A 17,178-nucleotide genomic window follows, 5' to 3' on the forward strand; every position below is an offset into this window, starting at 1 on the left:
CCGGGCGTAATAAATAGAGAACGGGGCAGATTCTGGTCCACGTGGGGCTTTCCGTGAGGGACTGTCGTCATTCGGGGAATGAAGAGTCGTTCGGTTCTGTGACAAAGAGGTGAATTGGGTATGAGTCAGGCCTTGAAAAGTCCGGACAAGGTAGAATCGCCGATCAAGCGTGTGGCCATCTTGTTCTCCGGTGGGCCGGCGCCCGCCGCCAATGCGGTGATCGCCAGTGCCGCGATTGCGTTTTCTCGGATGGGGATTGAGGTGCTGGGCATTCGCCAGGGCTACACGCATCTGATGGAATATACGCCTGACAAGCCTCTCCAGGAGGGTAAGCACTTCATTCGTCTGCGCCACGAGGATCTGGAGTTGGTGCGAAGTCAGCAGGGGATTATTATCGGGACTGCCCGCGCGAACCCTGGAAAAGGGGTCCATACGTACGAAGACCTGGACGACCCCGCGAAGACCGCCCCGCTGAAAACGGTCCATGAGGCGCTGTCATCGCTGGGCGTAGATGCTCTCATTTCCATCGGTGGTGATGATACATTGACCACCGCGGCAAAGTTCAAACTCTTTCAGGATCGCCATCCCAACTTGGGACGCAGAATTGCCGTGGTGCATCTCCCCAAAACCATTGACAACGACTACGAGGGGATCGATTTCACATTCGGATATTTCACCGCGGTGGATATGCTCGCCACCCAGGTTCGCAATCTGCTCGCCGATGCCCGGGCGGCCGGGGCCTACTTCTTTGTTCAAGTCATGGGACGCAAGGCTGGTTGGCTGGCCTACGGAGCAGGAATCGCTGGGGAGGCGTCTCTTATCATCAGTTTGGAAGATATTCCGCCGGAATGGTGGACCACGGAAGAGACCATCAACCCGAAAACAGGGCAAAAGGTGATCGATCCCGAGACAGGAAAACCCCAAATACGGGAAATCATCAACCTTAAGGCCCTGGCCAACCGCGTCGTGGACACGATCATCGCGCGGGAGAAGGAGGGCAAGTCTTACGGCGTGGTGGTGTTTGCCGAAGGCATGGGCGAATACTTCCCGCTGGAGGAGCTCCGCAAGTGCGTTTCGGAAGAGGAGTTTGCCCAGCTCGAACCGGACCCGTTCGGACATTTCCCCGTTTCTCAAATCAAGTTCACGGGCCGTATCGCGCGGCTTGTCAACGATCTTTACGTGGAACGCACAGGCAAGAAGAAAAAACGGATCAACAGTTTGCAGTTCGGCTACGAAGTCCGTTGCCATCGCCCCACGGCGTTTGACATCATTCTCGGCAGCCAGCTCGGGGTAGGTGCGTATCGGGCTCTCATTGAACGGAAACTCGACGGCGTGATGGTTAGCGTCAGCGGTCAGTTGCAGTTGCTCTATCCGCGGTTTGAAGAACTCATGCAGACCGGCAAATTGCGGGCAAAGGAGCGTCTCATCCGTCCCGACGAGGATTTCCATCAACTGCCGCGGTACCTGGAGACCCGCGTCGACTGAGTGCCTCAGCCAGGGATCCGGCCCCCGGATGCGTCCAAATCCCAGGCCATCCCGACAGTCGCCCAATTAAGGCGGGATTGTGCCTGTTGATGGCTTGCTGTTGAGTCATCCTGGCGAAAGCGGACTGGATCTCTCAAAAGGCAGTCCGCTGGCTGATTGGTTGGACATTGCTTACTCCCCATGGCGGCGATTGGTCGCCGCTTTTTTGTTTGTAGCCGGGGCCGCAGGAACGGAGCCGGTCGGCCGATACCGCGGGAGCGGGTGCAACAGACGCAAAAATCGATGTTTTCGACCAGCAAGGTGCGACGCTATATTAAAAAATCGCCGTTGTTTTGATAGCAACCGTCTCCTATGGGAAAGGATTCCCTATGGCCACTTCAGGGGTTTCAAAACCGGAAGTCTTATCGTCTGTTTGTTGTAACGAGCAGGCAAGGAGGCCATGCCGCGAGGCCGACGAATCTTTGGAAAGTTTCCCTCGGAGGGCGACGGGAACACTCGCCGCCGTAAAGGGCGATTCCTCGGAGAAGGTGGCATTTCGGAAATTATCGGTCTTGATTCCCGTATACAACGAAAGGTGGACGCTTGCGGAAGTCGTTCGCCGGGTCCTGGCGGCTCCCGTATCTCTTGGCATGGAAATCGTCATCGTGGATGACGGCTCCACGGATGGATCGTACGAACTGGCTCTGCGATTGGCCGAACAGGATTCGCGGATCAAAGTGATTCGCCACCGCAGAAACATGGGGAAAGGGGCGGCCATTCGCACAGCTATTTCTCACCTTTCCGGAGACATTGCCGTCATTCAGGATGCCGATTTCGAGTATGATCCCCAGGATTTTCCGGCTCTTCTTGCGCCGATTCTCAAAGGGCAGGCCGACGCGGTTTTCGGTTCCCGGTTTATCGGTCACACCCGTCGGGTGCTCTTCTTCTGGCACACGCTGGTGAACAAGTTTCTCACGCTGGTTTCCAACATGGTCAACGATCTGAATCTGACCGACATGGAGACCGGCTACAAGGCCATTCGCACCGACGTACTTAAGCGCTTGCGTCTCAATGCCCGCACCTTCACGATCGAGCCTGAGCTTACCTGCCGCCTGGCACAGTGGGGGGCACGGATTTACGAAGTGCCGGTTTCCTATTTTGGCCGAACATACGCCGAAGGTAAGAAAATCAACGCTTGGGATGGCATCAAGGCGCTGGGCGCAATCCTTTACTACCGTTTTATCGACACACAATTTACCCACGACGAGGGATTTGCCACGCTGCGCTCGTGCCAGCGTGCGGCCGCCTATTCCAAGTGGATTGTGGACCAGGCACGACCGTACCTCGGGCGAAGAATTCTCGAAGCGGGAGCAGGAATTGGCAATATTTCGCCATTCTTCCTCCATGCCGAGCGCCTGGTCCTTGCCGACTGCAACCCCGCCTATTGCCGCATGTTGCGATATCGGTTTGAAGGCCGGGAAAACGTCCGCGTGGACGAAGCCGATCTGACCGCCCCCGACAGCTATCAACAGTGGCGAGAGGACAAGCTCGATACGGTGTTTTGCAGCAATGTGCTGGAACACCTCCCAAACGACGCGGATGTCTTGAAGCAATTCTATCAAATCCTGGAAGAAGGAGGGCACTGCATCATCATCGTTCCTGCGGAGCCTCGCCTGTTCGGCGAAATAGATCAGGCGGTCGGGCACTATCGGCGCTACACCGTGGCGGATCTGGTCGCCAAGATGGAGGCCGCTGGCTTTCAGGTAGTTTTCACCCGGCAGTTCAATCGCCTGGGCGCGGCAGGCTGGTTTGTAAGTTCAAAAGTTCTGCGTCGTCGCCAGCTCGACCCAAGAAGCATGCGGTGGTTTGGAAGGATCACCCCGTTGGCAAAATTGCTGGACTATTTCCTTCCCTGGCCGGGAATGTCACTGATCGTGGTGGGACGTAAACCTCAAAGACAGCTTTTGCGAGCGGCTGCTTGATGATGAGTGAAAACATCCCGCTGGGCACTTCAGGTGTTAAGAGCAGTGAGTCTCCCTCGGCTGGTGGGGGAAACCGAGAAAACGGCCGTTCGGCGGCACCACCGTGGAAAGGCTGGCTATTAACGTGTGTTTGCGGGCTTCTCGCACTCCTGGGAATGGGGGCCGCCGTTCAGGCAGCTTGTGTTATCCTGGGCATTTACCCGAGCGGGAAGCCGGTGCTGGTGAAACACGTCGGCTGGCCGCTCTTGGTTGCCCTTTTCGGTCTGGCGGGCGTGCTGGCGATGTGGCCGAGACCCGCGTGGAACTGGGTCCAGAGGTGGCAGGCCACGATGCGTTGGGCGATTGATTTTTGGTGGGCCCAGCCCTGGTGGGGACGCGTTTTGATCATCGCCGCAACAGGGCATGGGCTGATCTCGGTAGGATACTTCCTGAATTGTCCTGAGGATTTACTTCGACAGTACCAAGAAATAAAGCAATTTGCGTCTGCTCCTTCCAGGCTCTTCGCCGGCCAGCGGGTGGCGAATCTGGAATACCACATCCAGCAATACCGCCGGGCCATCCCTCCAGATGGTCAGATAGCCTACCGGGGTTCCTGGGAAGCCATGATCGTGGCCTATCAGCTTTATCCCCGCCGTCTGTTCTTGCTCCCAGAGGATGCGCAACGCCTGGCGCGGGCGTGGGGAGACCACCGCTGGCTGGAGATCAAGACCAAAGGGGCGTCCCGTGCTGATACCTGGACAGAAGAATACTGGGCTGCACGCCGTCCACCAGTCGAGATTCCCCCGCTTCATCAATTTCTCGCGGCTCGCGACATTCAATACATGATCATCTTTAGCGAGAATCATCCCGAGTTGTGCCGAGTTCTCCGCCTCAATCCTGACACCGGGTTAGCTCGCGGCCACATTTTCCAGGAGGACGCCCCTCGATGAGCGGTCCGTGTGGAATGATCGTCTTGACCTGGCTTTGGTTGGCTGGAGTGTGGTTGTCAGGCTGGGCCAGCATCTCGCTCTTGGCACGGTTTGGGACACGACACTCTCTTTCCACGAAGGAGAGGGGGAAGTTGGCCGGCGATCTTGCCACGGCCTTTCTCACCGGCGTGCTCGTGTGTGTGCTGCCCCTATACGTGATCCTCGCGGTTGTAGGACGGCTGAGTGCGGTCGCTTTTGTCACGGTCCTCTGCGTTCAACTCGGTTTGGCGTGTCTGGGAGCGCGTTCGCTCTTCCGAGAACTTCGCCATCATGCCGGTCGGCTCCAGGATTGGTGGGGTCTCGTGGGTTGGGCGTTGGTCGTTGGGCTGCTGGCTTCTGCCGCTGCGCTCTGGGGCTATGATGCGCAGGCCATTTACGGATTGAAGGCCAAGATCCTTGCCGACGGCCTCAGTATTTATGGGCCGGACTTCATGGATCCTTATCGGGTCCACTACTGGAACAACTATCCGCTTCTCGTTCCCCTGTTGGAAGCCCAAGTTTTTTTCTGGCGAAATCAGTGGGTTCTGCTGACGGGGGAGGAATTGTGGAACGACCTCGGTATGCCCGTGCTTCTCTGGGGTTTCATCATCGCCCTGGTGCTTCAGGTGGCGGCCGCCACAGAACGTCGCTGGGCAGGCTGCGGACCGTGGATGGGACTGCTCTTTGCGATAACGCCCATGCTGTGGCGATGGACCGAGGGAGCTGGCCTTTCTGGCTCGGTTGACGTTGTATTCGCAGGCTTTGTTCTCAGCGCCGTGCTTGAGCTTTGCCAGCTTGCAGAGAGGACGCAACTGCAGTGGGGACCGCTGATTCGGGGAGCACTCTTTCTCACCGGCGCATGCCTGACGAAACAGGAAGGCGCGATCGCGACGGGGGCAATTCTGGGGGCATTTGTGGCGACCACAGTTTGGAAACTCTGGCGGGGACGGGATTCTCTCGCGCCTTTGGCGGTTCGCCGTGTCATCCTCTCGGGTGCGCGCTGTCTGCTGCTCGTCGGCCTTCTTGTGCTGCCGACGTTCGTTTTTCTGCGTGTGGTCCACGGATGCATGCCCGCTCCACCCTACTCCCGCCCCTATCTGGCGGCTTTCAACTTCGACTGGCTGTCGCGGATAAGCGACCGGCCGTTGACCGTGGGGACCTTCGCCGTCAATGAATTTTTCAACAATCGGTGGGGACTCCTCTGGTTGCTGGGCGCTTTGAGTTTGTTCCTGCCGCGACGCCAACCGATCGACGTGGCCACGGTATTTTGTCGGGCCTTTCTTGTTCTGGTGTTGGCAGCGTACCTGGCAATCTTCGTTGTCACGCCCTATCCTTTGCACTTTCATCTCCACACGGCGTTCGCACGGCTGATGTTCCACATCTTTCCGGTTTTCGTGGTTGTAGCGATCGAACAGATCGCATCTCTCCCGTGGAAACGACCGGCGCTCCCAGCGGAACCGATCGCAGGATAGGAAGCGTCCAAGAAAGCGATTACGATAAATAAAGGGGGCCCACGTCTCCCCCGAGGCGGTATGGAATGGGGCGGACCAAGACCGGAACAGGAGAGGTGCGATGGGTGCGGGTTTCGACCCTTATTATCTCTGGCTGGGAATCCCACCCGAGGAGCAGCCACCCGATCATTACCGTTTGCTTGGTATCGGACGTTTCGAGGACGATCCGGAAGTCATCGAGCGCGCGGCCGATCGCCAGATTCAATTTCTGCGGCAGATGCTCAATACGCCGCATGGCGAGCTTGCGCGAAAGCTAATCTCCGAAATCAATGGCGCGCGAGTGGTCCTCCTGGATCCGGCAAAGAAGAGCGCGTATGACGCTCAACTTCGGGGAACATCTGTTACTGGAGGCGCGTTGGATGTCGGGTGGATGGGTGTTTCCTCCGAAGCAGCAGTCCGTGCCCGCCGTCGGAAAGGTGGCCGGAAACGCCTTCTGACGCCAATCCGCTTTTTATGGGATCATCCCGGAGTCACGGTCTTTCTGGCGTTGGTGTTGTTGTTGATTTCAGCGATGGTCAGTCGGTTTGTGCCGCCCGTGCCTCCGGGACCATCCGAACTGTCAGCGGCCGCGGCCCCTTCTTCGGCGGAGGAATCGTCGCACCCATCGACGTCATCAGCTTCAGCGACTGGACCGGCCATCTCGAAAACGCCTCCAGACATGACCGGCGGCCAGGCAGCACCACCGGCAGTTGCCGGCGGCGATTCGTTAGGTAAAACCCAGGGAGCTTCCGTTAACCCTGCCGCACAAGGGATGGTGCGGGAACCCTCAGCTCCTTCGTACCCGGCGCTGTCCATTGGGGCCCGTTCCACGCCTTCGTCCCCCGTGGATGCGCCGCTGCGCCCCGGTTTGCTGGGGCGTGTCACGGTCGGTGGGGAAGACCTTGGAGTGATTGTCCGCTATTTGCCGGGCGACGCCGTCGCGGAAGCTGATCTGGATCGTTTGGCGACCCAGTACGGGCTGCAACCTGGAGAGAAGACCGTTCGCCTGATCGGGGTGATTCGCGTGAAAACCGAGGCCACCTCCGGCGTGCCCGTGCATCTTCAGGTCACCTGGGAGGGCGCATCCTGGGAGGGTGTCACGGTCAGCGTGGATGGCCGGGCGATTCCTATCCCCAAAGAATCGCAGGAAACGGTGTGGAACACATCGCTTGTCCTCCCTCCCGGAGATCATTCTGTGGAGTGCTCCCTTACGGGGCAACCTTGGGCCAAATCGTTCAAGCTGGCGGTCAGTTCCCTGGCCGCACAACCGGCAGGCGGGAACGTGGCCCCTACCGAGGACACTTCCGGTTCCTTGGTCCAGGTGGGCTATACCGAAGCCATCCTGGCGCAGGTGAGTCAGCTTCCGACATTGGCCCGACATACACTCAACAGCGAACTGGCTTCTCTCTCTTCAGCGGAACTGGCGTTCGCTTCACCTGACGAGTCGCCAGGGCCTTCTGCAACGCCGTCGGCCGTGTCCGGAAGCACGCCCCCTGCTCAGCGAGTCCCCGTTCCATCCGCGCAGGATGAAAAGCTGGCCCGGGATCAGATACGCCAGGAATTTCGGAAAGACTATCAGGAGGCCACGGCACCAGCGGCCAAAGTTTTGCTCGCACGCATGCTCCTCAAACAGGGAAATCAGGAAACCGATCCCGTTCGGCGATTCGCCTTCTACCAGGAGGCCCGCGAGTTGGCTTTGAGTGGCGGGGATTTCGATTTGGCTATCCAGGCGGGCGAGGCGTTGGGGCTGAGCTTCGAACTGGACCCCTGGTCGCTCCATCTGGAGGCCGCTCAGACCCTCGTACGGAATGCGAGGTCCACCGAGCAGCGAGAGAAACTGCTTGCCCAACTGGAAACGCTGGCAGAATCCGCCGTTGAGGAAGACCGCTATCAGGAGGCTGAGGGTTTGCTTGAAACGGCCGCCACCCTAGCTGGTCAACTTCGCGACAACGTCCGGAAGGATCAGTTCCTGCGGCGGAAGGACGACGTTCGCCGGATTGCGGCAGCCTTTGAGTCGATCCGCGAACATCTGGCCACCCTGCAAACGGCGCCCGACGATCCCGCAGCCAATGAAGCCGTCGGCCGATTCTACTGTTTCGTCAAACAGGCGTGGCAGAAGGGACTGCCCTATTTGGCAAAAGGGGAGACCGCGCTCATTCGGACGGTGGCTCAGGCTGATCTGCAAAAACCGGTGCAACCGGCTGCCCAAGCGCAGCTCGGCGATGACTGGTGGGCGATTGCAGAGACACTTTCGGATCAGGAAAAGGCGGCTGTCAAACGACACGCTGGTTACTGGTATCTTCAGTGTGAAGCCAGGTTGACAGGTGAAGCGGCGCAGCGGGTGCGAACTCGATTGGCGGAATCCGGTCGATTGATTAATCTCCTGGGACTCGCGGCGGCACGTCGGATCACCCTCCAGGGAACCTGGCAGATTGGACCAAAGGCGATTATTTCTGCCCCGGAGCCGGTCACCCAGATCATCTTTCATGTGATCCCACCCCAGGAATACGATTTGGTGGTGGACATCCAGCCGCTTCCACTCCCACCGCCCCCGCGGGGTGCGGCCCAGGGACAGCGTCCCAACCCTTTGCTCGATGTCGGTCGAGGAGCCTTTGCCGCGGGTTTGGTTCAGGGACAGCATCAGTTTCTCGCCGTGGTCGATTGGACCGTGCCCAATCAGGGAGTTTATTGTTTCCTCGCCAATTGCAACGGTCGTGGGCCTGATCCAGCCAATCCCACTTTTCAGCAGGTTCAGGCCCTGCGAGGCCAAAGATTGAACACCCTGGTGTACAGTGTGCGGAAGACGGACGTCACGGTGACGGCCAACGGCGTCCCCATCATCCGTTACACGGGTGACTTTGCGTCGCTTACCCTGCCGCAGGGTTGGGGCACCATTACGGCCTCTCGCATCTTTTTCGCCACCCGCGGGGCGATGTATCAAATCACCCGGGCGGAACTCCGCGATCTGGGACCGTAAAGACGCCGGAGTGTCTACCAAAATTGAGCGTTTGATACATCCCCACTTTTCCTGTGGTGATAGCGTTGCGAACGTCCCACGCATTGGCATGAGGGCGAGATTCAGCCCGGGGACCTGCTTGTCAGCCCCACGTTTCAACGTTCGGGTAATCCACCTTGCCCACCAGGCTCCAACTGCTTGGTTGAACGGCGGGGCGATTCATGAATTTCCCCTGCTAACGCATTGCGCCGTGATCTCTTCAATAGGTTTTAACAAAAGCGGGGATGGGGCAGATGGGACGCGTGTTGACAAACATCGTACCCGCGGGTATAAGTGTACATTTGAACACTATCACGACCCAGCGCCGGCCTGTCTCTAAGAAGGGGAAGATCGCATGCTTCGGGAGTTCACGCCGCTTGCCGCTCAATTTCTCGATGAGTTTTGCCAGCAGCAACTGGAGGCCGCCGGCCTGGCTTTTCCGCCGGTGGATGCGTTCCGGCTTGCGGCTCTGCTCAGGTTCGAAGTTGTGTTCGACGCTGCGCATCCCCAGCGGGCAAGTTGCGTCACACTGCGACACGGGCCGGGCGGACAGCGACTCATTATCGTGCGACCCGAGGAGCGCGTAGAACGCCTCCACTGGGCTGTTGCCCATGAGGTGGGGGAATTCCTCGTGGCGGAAGTCATTCGAACCTGGGGAACTCCCGTGGACGACGTGGAACCGCCACACCGGGAATGGCTCGCCAATCAACTGGCCAGGCGTCTGCTTGTTCCCCACCGTCCGTTCTTCGCCGACCTGCAGCGATTGGATGGCGATTTGATCGCTCTCAAGAGTCGTTTCGGCACCGCCAGTTACGAAGTGCTCGCCAGACGGATGCTGGATGCCCCTGATCCATCCGTGATTACCGTCGTGGATCAGGGAAGAATCACGTTCCGTAGAAGTAACGTCCTCGAGCGAGTACCTGGGCTGACCGAGCTGGAAGAGGCGGTCTGGCTTCGCGCTCACCAAACGGGGCTACACCAGCGCGGGGAAAGCGGCAACCAGGACGTACAAGTTTGGGCCATCCATGAGCCGGGCTGGAAGAGGGAAATCCTGCGCACCAGAGCAGCTTGGATGAATTGGTAGTAGGCAGGCGAGGATTCTCTCGCCCCGCGTGGCATGACGCTATTTCTGGGAGTCTTCGTGAGGAACAGTCCCGATGACAAGTTCTCCTTTGTGAACGCCTTTCAGTCCGCGGAGCCGGGCCGCAATTTCGCGGAGTTGCCGCGCTGGTCCCCGCAGCAGGATGACCTCCAAGCACAGGTCATGCGTCAGGTGCGCATGCACCACCGAGATAATCAGATTATGATGGTCGTGCTGGAGCTTCATGAGCTGGTCGCGGAGTTGACTCCGATGATGATCATACACCAGCGTCAATGTCCCCGCGACATCTTCCGCATCTTCGATCCATGCCCGTCGGGCCAGCGAGTCGTGGATGAGCTGGCGAATCGCCTCGCTGCGGGTGGCAAAACGCTCTTCGCGGCAGTATCGCTGAAACCGCTTCAAAAGGTCTCGCTCCAGCGAAACGGAAAAGCGGACGATCTTTGACACACGATCCCCCTGTTTCGTCGCTCAGGTCAAAAAACTATCCCGGTTAGGACTGCCCAAGCTCCGCCATCACCTCATCGGGAATGTTGAAGTTTGCCGACACGTTTTGGACATCGTCGTGTTCGTCAAGCTCTTCCATGAGTTTCAACACTTTCCTCGCCGTGTCTGCATCCAGGTCCACGTAATCTTTGGGAATGCGGGTCACTTCCCGAGAATCACAGGGGATGCCGGCCCGGTCCAGCGCCTCACTTACATCCGAGAACTTGCTTGGATCACAGGTGACCTCGAACTTGTCTCCCACCTGTTTAATGTCTTCCGCCCCGGCCTCTAATGCCACCTCCATTAACCGCTCCTCAGAGACCTGGTTCGCAGGCACAAGGAACAGCCCCTTGGTCTCGAACATCCAGGCCACGCATCCGGTGCTTCCCAGCTTTCCATTGTGAAGCTCAAAGCACTTACGGATTTCCGCGGCGGTCCGATTGCGATTATCGGTGAGGACGTCGCACATGATTGCCACACCGCCGGGTCCATAACCTTCGTAGGTGACTTCTTCCAGAGCCGCGCCCTCGATTTCGCCCGTGCCGCGTTTAATCGCCCGCTGGATGTTATCCTTGGGCATGCCGACGGCCTTGGCGGCTTCAATAGCAGCCCGCAATCGAGGATTCATTTTCGGATCTCCACCCCCGATTCGGGCCGCAATAATGATCGCCTTGGACACCTTGCTCCAGATCTTTCCCCGCTTGGCGTCCACGGTAGCCTTTTTATGTTTGATGCTTGCCCAGTGCGAATGCCCGGCCATAAAAAGTCCTTCCTTTTGCTTCTTTCTACAAGTTTGCTCGCCGTGTCAAATACAGTGCGCTCAGCTTCCCGCTCCCCTTAACTCAGTATATCACCCGGCCATTTCCGGCCACAAGAACCGAGACGTTCTTCACAGCGACATGCCTGTCAAGTCCGCGGCCGGAGGGATCCGTTCCTGCCTGTTAGCATTTGATAATCCGAACTACTTACCAGGGCACCACCAGCGTGCTTCACTGAAAAGATTTCTTCGGAGAAAACTGCTTGTCCGATCACGTTCCCATCTTCGCAGAATCCATTTCACCGGTCGGTCTCTGGGCGCTCGGTTCAGTGCCTGGTTAGAACGGGAGGGACTATTCATGCATGGCCCCTCCAGCCAAATTTGCCCGTGGTGTGTCGGGGGCTTTTGCAAAATGGGCGATGGGGCGCCTTTTCAGGTTGTTGCGGTCCTCTGCACGATCGGTTACACTGACTAACAGGGATGGTCTGTGCAGACGGAGAAGTTCGGCACGGCATCAGGGAGAGACCGCCCGTGTGGGGTTGGTCAGGTAACGGCCGAACAAACAACCGTCCCGAGGACGCCCGTGGGGCTCCCTTAGGGGCGCAAATGTCTGCTTCTTTCGACCGCCCATGGTATAAGGTGCCGCTGTGGCTGCCGGTGTACTTCAACGGCCGACGCTCGTGCTCAATCGACATTGGCAACCGATCCACGTGGCGACGGTTGCGCGGGCCCTGGTTATGGTTTACCAGGGGACGGCCCTCATCGTCGATCCTGAGGACTTCAGCACGTACACGTGGTCGGACTGGACTCAATTGACCCCTGCTGAGGGTGAGAGTTTTATTCAGGGGGTTTCCTTTCGCCTCCGCGTGCCGGAAGTGATCACGTTGCGAGAATATGATGGCGTGCCGCATTCCGGCGTGCCGTTCAGTCGGCGGAACCTCTTCAAGCGAGACCACAACACCTGCCAGTACTGTGGCAAGCAGTGTCCACCGGATCAGCTCACGATCGATCACGTGATTCCCCGGGCGAGGGGTGGCGAATCCACCTGGGAGAACTGTGTTCTGGCCTGCGTGGACTGCAACCGAAAGAAGGGCAACCGAACCCCTGAAGAGGCGGGAATGAAACTCCGCCGCAAGCCCACCCGGCCGAAATGGCGCCCCATCTATGCCGCCCGTGAGATTCGCATCGAAAGCTGGAATCGCTTCATCAGCGAGGCCTACTGGAACGTCACTCTCGAACGGTAGCCGGAATCCCCTGGTCGTTTTCCGTCGCGCTTTTTTATGAAGTTGGACCGGTCTTGTCGCCGATATTAATGGAGACTATACTTGCACATGTGTGCAATTGTCAAACAAACCGAACCGGCCCCGCGTAGTACAAACAGGCATGCAGGAGTGTTTCCCGGCCATGACCAGTAAACTTGACCCCAAGGTGCGTGCTCGGTGCGAAAGCCGGGCACAGGTGATCAAAGCCCTGGCCCATCCCTCGCGGTTGGTGATCGTTGAGGAGCTGGGGAGGGCCGGCGAAAAGTGTGTGTGCGAGCTGGCGGACCTCCTGGGCCTGGACATGTCCACGACTTCCCGCCATCTGAGCCAGATGAAGGAGGCCGGTATCCTGCAGGATGAAAAAAGGGGACAGATGACGTTTTACCGGCTGAGGGCACCCTGCATCCTCCAGTTTCTCGACTGCATTGATGGGGTCATCCAGCAGGGGCTGGAGAGCAGGTTGAAGCTGCTCCGGTAGGTTTCCTGGGCCGTGACAAATCCGGTAGTCCGGGACGCCCTTTCCGAGGAGTCGCTCAGTTTTTTTAGGGAAGTAATATTGCACATTTTGCCAAATACGCATAAACATGTAGAAAAGGAGTCCGCTCACCATGACGCGAAAAGACTGGGGAATTCTGGCCGCTTTGGTGATCGTGTTCCTCCTGGCGTACTTTCTCAACTTCAGTTCGCCGAGGATTCAGAACGCGGTCATGGAAGCCTTTCTCATGTTGCAGTGGTATGCGAGAAACCACACCCTCGCGTGTGTGGTGCCAGCGATGTTCATCGCGGGGGGAATCGCCACGTTTCTATCCAAAGAAGGCGTTCTGCGGCACCTTGGACCGCAGGCCAACAAGATCGAGGCCTATGCGGTGGCATCGGTTGCGGGCACTGTCCTGGCCGTCTGCTCGTGCAGCGTGCTTCCCATGTTCGCGGGAATCTACCGGGTAGGCGCCGGACTGGGGCCCGCGGCGGCTTTTCTCTATTCCGGCCCGGCCATCAATGTGATGGCCATCTTCCTCACAGCTCGGGTACTGGGTTGGGACCTGGGAATTGCCCGGGTAGTAGGCGCGGTTGTTTTCGCCGTGGTCATCGGTCTACTCATGGCCTGGATCTTCCGCAAAGAAGAAACAGAGCGAGTCAAGGCATTCATGGCCCTTCCCCAATCCTCCCCACCGAAGCGGAAACTGTGGCAAAACGCGGCGTTTCTCGGCGCGATGATCCTTTTTCTGGTGTTTTCCGACTGGAGCGACCCGAGTCGTACCCGCGTGGAGTTCAATCCTGACACCCAGGTGACCCTTATGGACGGTTCCGTCCGCTCACTCAAGACAACAGGACCGATCAGTGTGGCGGTGCTTCAGGAAACCACGACAGCTTACCGCCTGCAGATGGAGGAAAGCATCCCCGAGCTTTCCAAGGGCATGAAGTTCAATGTGGACAAGAAGTACATCCGCAGCATGACTCAGGATACCCCATCGGGTTACGAATTCGCCGCCTGGGTGTATCGCAATCGCTGGTACTTTGCCGGCCTGTTCCTGTTGCTGACGGTGATCATGGCTTTCTCCTGGTTCGAAAAAGCGGAACTGGGAGCCTGGCTTGGTGAGACCTGGTCATTCGCCAAACAGATCATTCCGCTCTTGTTCCTCGGGGTGTTTGTGACAGGTTTCGTGGGGGCTCTGCTTCCTGAAAAGCTGGTGGGAGCCCTTGTGGGAGGAGACAGCTTTCGCGCGAACTTCGTGGCGTCGGTCATCGGCGCAGCATGGTATTTCGCCACACTCACCGAAATCCCGATTCTGGAAGCGTTGATCGGTTTGGGGATGGGGAAAGGACCGGCACTGGCACTGTTGCTGGCTGGGCCCGCTCTTTCCCTTCCCAGTATCGCGGTCATCTACAGTGTGTGGGGATTTAAGAAAACAGCCACCTTCGTGGTACTCGTGGTGATCATGAGTACTGTCGTGGGTATGATCTTTGGAGCGTTTTTCGTCTGATTTCGTTGACCTCGCTTATGGAAAGGAGGCGTTGCGATGAAACTCATTCAGGTTCTGGGTCCAGGATGTGCCAAGTGTCAGGCCCTTCTCAAAAATGCTGAGGAGGCCGTCAAGCAACTGGGAATGGATGCGCACATTGAGAAGGTATCCGACATTAACATGATCACAAGTTTTGGCGTGATGATGACACCGGCTCTCGTGGTGGACGGCGAATTAAAGCTGCAGGGCAAGGTCGCCACTGTTGACGAGATCAAGCGAATCCTGGCGAGCTGAAGGGCACTGAAGTAGCCGTCATTCGCTTGCCAACTCAACCTGCGCGGGGAATCGACAAAATGACCGAAGAGACCAGTGCACGGCCGTGTGCTTGTTGCGGCACGGAGGTCGCCGTTCTTGCCTGTTCGGGGGCCTCCAACCTGGGGCACCTGGCAGACCTTGCTGCCCGCGAACTGAGCCGCCGCGGCTCTGCCCGCATGGGCTGCCTGGCGGGAATTGGGGCAGGAGCCGCGGGCAGCATCAACGCCGTCCGCAACGCCCGCCGTGTGGTGGTCATCGACGGTTGCCCCACCCAATGCGGACGCCGTGCCCTGGAGCGGGCGGGCCTTACGGAGTTTGTTTCTGTCCGGGTGGACCAACTCGGTTTTAAACGCGGCCAGTCGCCTGTCACTCAGGAGAATGTGCAGCGGATTGCCGACGAGGTGTGCCGCATTCTATCGGAGGGGCCACCCTCAGCAGGCATGAAAGATTCCGCCTGTTGTGAATAATGGACATTTTGCGGGCGTGCATTGTCCGGTAAGCACGTTGCAAATTACTCGGAGCCAGTTTCGCGACATCGTTCGGGAGGGTTAAGTATGAATCAGGGAGCGCATTGGCGGAATGTCTTTACTGGCGTGATGTTGCTGTTAGCTGGCGCGGCCCTAGGGGCGGCGTTAGTGAAAATAGCGGGAAACGGAAACCCGCCCTCGCGGACGGTGGCGGCTTCCCCGACTGCGGCCACCAGTACTACCCAGGAGCCAGCACCGCAAACCATAAAGGACGGCGTACTCGTCTATTTATTCCACGGCAATGTGCGGTGTCCCACATGCCTGGCCATCGAAGCAAGCACCAAGGAAGTACTCGAGGCAAACTTCGCTCAGGAATTAAACTCGCGCAGGATCATCATCCGTGAGTTAAACTATGAAAAGCCGGAAAATAAACCTTATATCGAAAAATATAAACTGATTGCCCCGACAGTCGTGATGGTCCGTATTCACGACGGGGAAGAAAAAGAATTTGTCAACATCATGGAAGTTTGGCAGTGCGTGGGCGATAAAGATGCATTCACACGCCTGATTTCCGATAACATGCAAAAGATGCTCCAGGACACAACAGGTTGACTGGGTGCGGAGTGGTTCCGTCTGGCACACCTGATAGAAAGTCTTAAAAGCACAAGGAGGGGAACAATGTTAGCGAAAGGATGGTTGACCGGCGTTCTCGTTTTGGCAGTCACTTTTTCGCAATGGAGTGCTGCCGCCCCCGGCGCTGAACCATCAACACAGCCTGCTCTTCAGCCTGATCGGGTGGTGGCGATCTACTTTCACCGAACCCAGCGGTGTCCGACCTGCCGATTGGTGGAAAAAACGATCGGGGAAGTCCTGCAAAAGTACTTTGTGCAGGAACTGAGGTCGGGGCGTCTCCAGTGGGCTTCCATCGATTTCCAGGATCCGCGAAATGCCCAGTTTGCCCGCGCCTATCAGGTAACGATGCCGGAACTGGTACTCGTGCTGGTTCACGATAACAGGGTCGTGCAGTGGCAACCTTTCCCTCGCGTGTTCGGGCTTCTTGGCAAACCGCAAGATTTTGAGAACTACGTGCGCGAAGGCGTCGAGGAGTACCTCAGGCAACTTCTGAGTGTTCGGAAGTAAACAGTAAGAAAGTGTTAGTGAGTATACCGGAAAAAAAGCGGACTTTAGCCAATAACATTTAAAAGGACGAGCCGATATGGCCCTCGAGAGTTCTGCCCCACTGGTGGGGGTGACGCTCCTCGGTCTCGCGACTGCTGTGGCGCCGTGTCCGTTGGCCACGAATATCGCGGCGGTCACCTACATTGCGCGAAAGCTGACAGACCGGCGCTGGGTAGTGACAAGCGGAATCCTCTATACTCTGGGACGTTCCGTCACCTACGCCGCGCTCGCGGGCATTTTGAGCGCAGGCCTGACGAGTCTGCCGGGCCTTTCCACCAGCCTGCAAAAGTACGGACATTTATTTCTCGGGCCACTTCTCATTCTGGTTGGGATGCTGCTTCTGAACTTGATTTCGATTCCTCTACCGCAGGCGCAGGCCGGGCACGCACAGAAGATCGCCGATCGATTTGGCGTTTTGGGAGCGTTTCTCCTTGGCGTGCTTTTTGCGCTGGCTTTTTGCCCAACGTCGGCGGCGTATTTTGGAACTGTGGTCACGCTGCTCGCTACCCGCTCGGTGGGATCGCTGGGGCTCGCCTTCTTGTATGGCGTGGCCACAGGAGTGCCCGTTCTCGTGTTCGCTCTGCTCGTGGTCTTCGCCGCCAGTTGGGTTGGCCGGGCCTTCGCCGCTGTAACCGTTATTGACCGGGTGGTGCGAACTGTCACGGGGATTGTCTTTCTTCTTATTGGGATCTACTTTGTTCTTCTCTATAACTTCGATCTTCCCGTGAACATCTTTGATATTCTCTCGTAACGAATATTGCTCCGGGAAAAGAA

The 17,178-nt window shown here is 57.8% G+C and carries 16 protein-coding genes; 14 read left to right on the plus strand and 2 right to left on the minus strand.

The window, feature by feature from the left end; translation table 11 throughout:
* Positions 1-120: 120 nt before the first annotated feature.
* From THTE_RS03830 to THTE_RS03855, 6 genes are all read left to right on the plus strand, one after another.
* Positions 121-1,485, plus strand: coding sequence for a 6-phosphofructokinase (locus THTE_RS03830; protein ID WP_095414186.1), 1,365 nt, complete (start codon positions 121-123; stop codon positions 1,483-1,485).
* Between the two features lie 551 nt (positions 1,486-2,036).
* Entirely contained in the window at positions 2,037-3,446 is a 1,410-nt protein-coding gene (locus THTE_RS17865; protein WP_207651776.1) for a bifunctional glycosyltransferase/class I SAM-dependent methyltransferase, read from the plus strand.
* Positions 3,446-4,375 (plus strand): hypothetical protein, encoded by a 930-nt coding sequence (locus THTE_RS03840; RefSeq protein ID WP_095414187.1) that lies wholly within the window; start codon positions 3,446-3,448, stop codon positions 4,373-4,375. The genes THTE_RS17865 and THTE_RS03840 overlap by 1 nt, the downstream gene beginning before the upstream one ends.
* Positions 4,372-5,865: a hypothetical protein gene (locus THTE_RS03845; RefSeq protein WP_095414188.1), complete on the plus strand. Its 1,494-nt coding sequence runs from the start codon at positions 4,372-4,374 to the stop codon at positions 5,863-5,865. The genes THTE_RS03840 and THTE_RS03845 overlap by 4 nt, the downstream gene beginning before the upstream one ends.
* A 100-nt stretch (positions 5,866-5,965) precedes the next feature.
* Entirely contained in the window at positions 5,966-8,860 is a 2,895-nt protein-coding gene (locus tag THTE_RS03850) for a J domain-containing protein (protein ID WP_095414189.1), read from the plus strand.
* Between the two features lie 373 nt (positions 8,861-9,233).
* Complete coding sequence (locus THTE_RS03855; RefSeq protein WP_095414190.1) at positions 9,234-9,962, plus strand: ImmA/IrrE family metallo-endopeptidase; 729 nt, start codon at positions 9,234-9,236, stop codon at positions 9,960-9,962.
* A gap of 39 nt (positions 9,963-10,001) precedes the next feature.
* Here the strand turns inward: THTE_RS03855 and nikR are convergent, their stop codons facing one another.
* Complete coding sequence (nikR, locus tag THTE_RS03860) at positions 10,002-10,427, minus strand: nickel-responsive transcriptional regulator NikR (RefSeq protein ID WP_095414191.1); 426 nt, start codon at positions 10,425-10,427, stop codon at positions 10,002-10,004.
* A gap of 43 nt (positions 10,428-10,470) precedes the next feature.
* A complete protein-coding gene (locus THTE_RS03865) occupies positions 10,471-11,223 on the minus strand; it encodes a YebC/PmpR family DNA-binding transcriptional regulator (protein WP_095414192.1) in 753 nt (250 codons plus the stop codon).
* Between the two features lie 644 nt (positions 11,224-11,867).
* Here THTE_RS03865 and THTE_RS03870 point away from each other — a divergent pair.
* From THTE_RS03870 to THTE_RS03905, 8 genes are all read left to right on the plus strand, one after another.
* On the plus strand, positions 11,868-12,464 hold the full coding sequence (locus THTE_RS03870) for an HNH endonuclease (RefSeq protein ID WP_095414193.1): 597 nt from the start codon (positions 11,868-11,870) through the stop codon (positions 12,462-12,464).
* A gap of 160 nt (positions 12,465-12,624) precedes the next feature.
* On the plus strand, positions 12,625-12,960 hold the full coding sequence (locus THTE_RS03875; protein WP_095414194.1) for an ArsR/SmtB family transcription factor: 336 nt from the start codon (positions 12,625-12,627) through the stop codon (positions 12,958-12,960).
* A gap of 130 nt (positions 12,961-13,090) precedes the next feature.
* Entirely contained in the window at positions 13,091-14,464 is a 1,374-nt protein-coding gene (locus THTE_RS03880) for a permease (protein WP_095414195.1), read from the plus strand.
* 36 nt (positions 14,465-14,500) lie between these two features.
* Complete coding sequence (locus tag THTE_RS03885) at positions 14,501-14,737, plus strand: thioredoxin family protein (protein ID WP_095414196.1); 237 nt, start codon at positions 14,501-14,503, stop codon at positions 14,735-14,737.
* 59 nt (positions 14,738-14,796) lie between these two features.
* The gene (locus THTE_RS03890; protein WP_095414197.1) at positions 14,797-15,225 is read left to right on the plus strand and encodes a putative zinc-binding protein; all 429 of its coding nucleotides are present in this window, start codon (positions 14,797-14,799) and stop codon (positions 15,223-15,225) included.
* A gap of 87 nt (positions 15,226-15,312) precedes the next feature.
* Positions 15,313-15,837: a nitrophenyl compound nitroreductase subunit ArsF family protein gene (locus THTE_RS03895; RefSeq protein ID WP_095414198.1), complete on the plus strand. Its 525-nt coding sequence runs from the start codon at positions 15,313-15,315 to the stop codon at positions 15,835-15,837.
* A gap of 66 nt (positions 15,838-15,903) precedes the next feature.
* Complete coding sequence (locus THTE_RS03900; RefSeq protein ID WP_095414199.1) at positions 15,904-16,365, plus strand: nitrophenyl compound nitroreductase subunit ArsF family protein; 462 nt, start codon at positions 15,904-15,906, stop codon at positions 16,363-16,365.
* A gap of 76 nt (positions 16,366-16,441) precedes the next feature.
* Entirely contained in the window at positions 16,442-17,155 is a 714-nt protein-coding gene (locus THTE_RS03905; RefSeq protein ID WP_095414200.1) for an aromatic aminobenezylarsenical efflux permease ArsG family transporter, read from the plus strand.
* Positions 17,156-17,178 lie beyond the last annotated feature (23 nt).

Source organism: Thermogutta terrifontis, from assembly GCF_002277955.1.
In the GTDB taxonomy this organism is placed as follows: Bacteria; Planctomycetota; Planctomycetia; order Pirellulales; family Thermoguttaceae; genus Thermogutta; species Thermogutta terrifontis.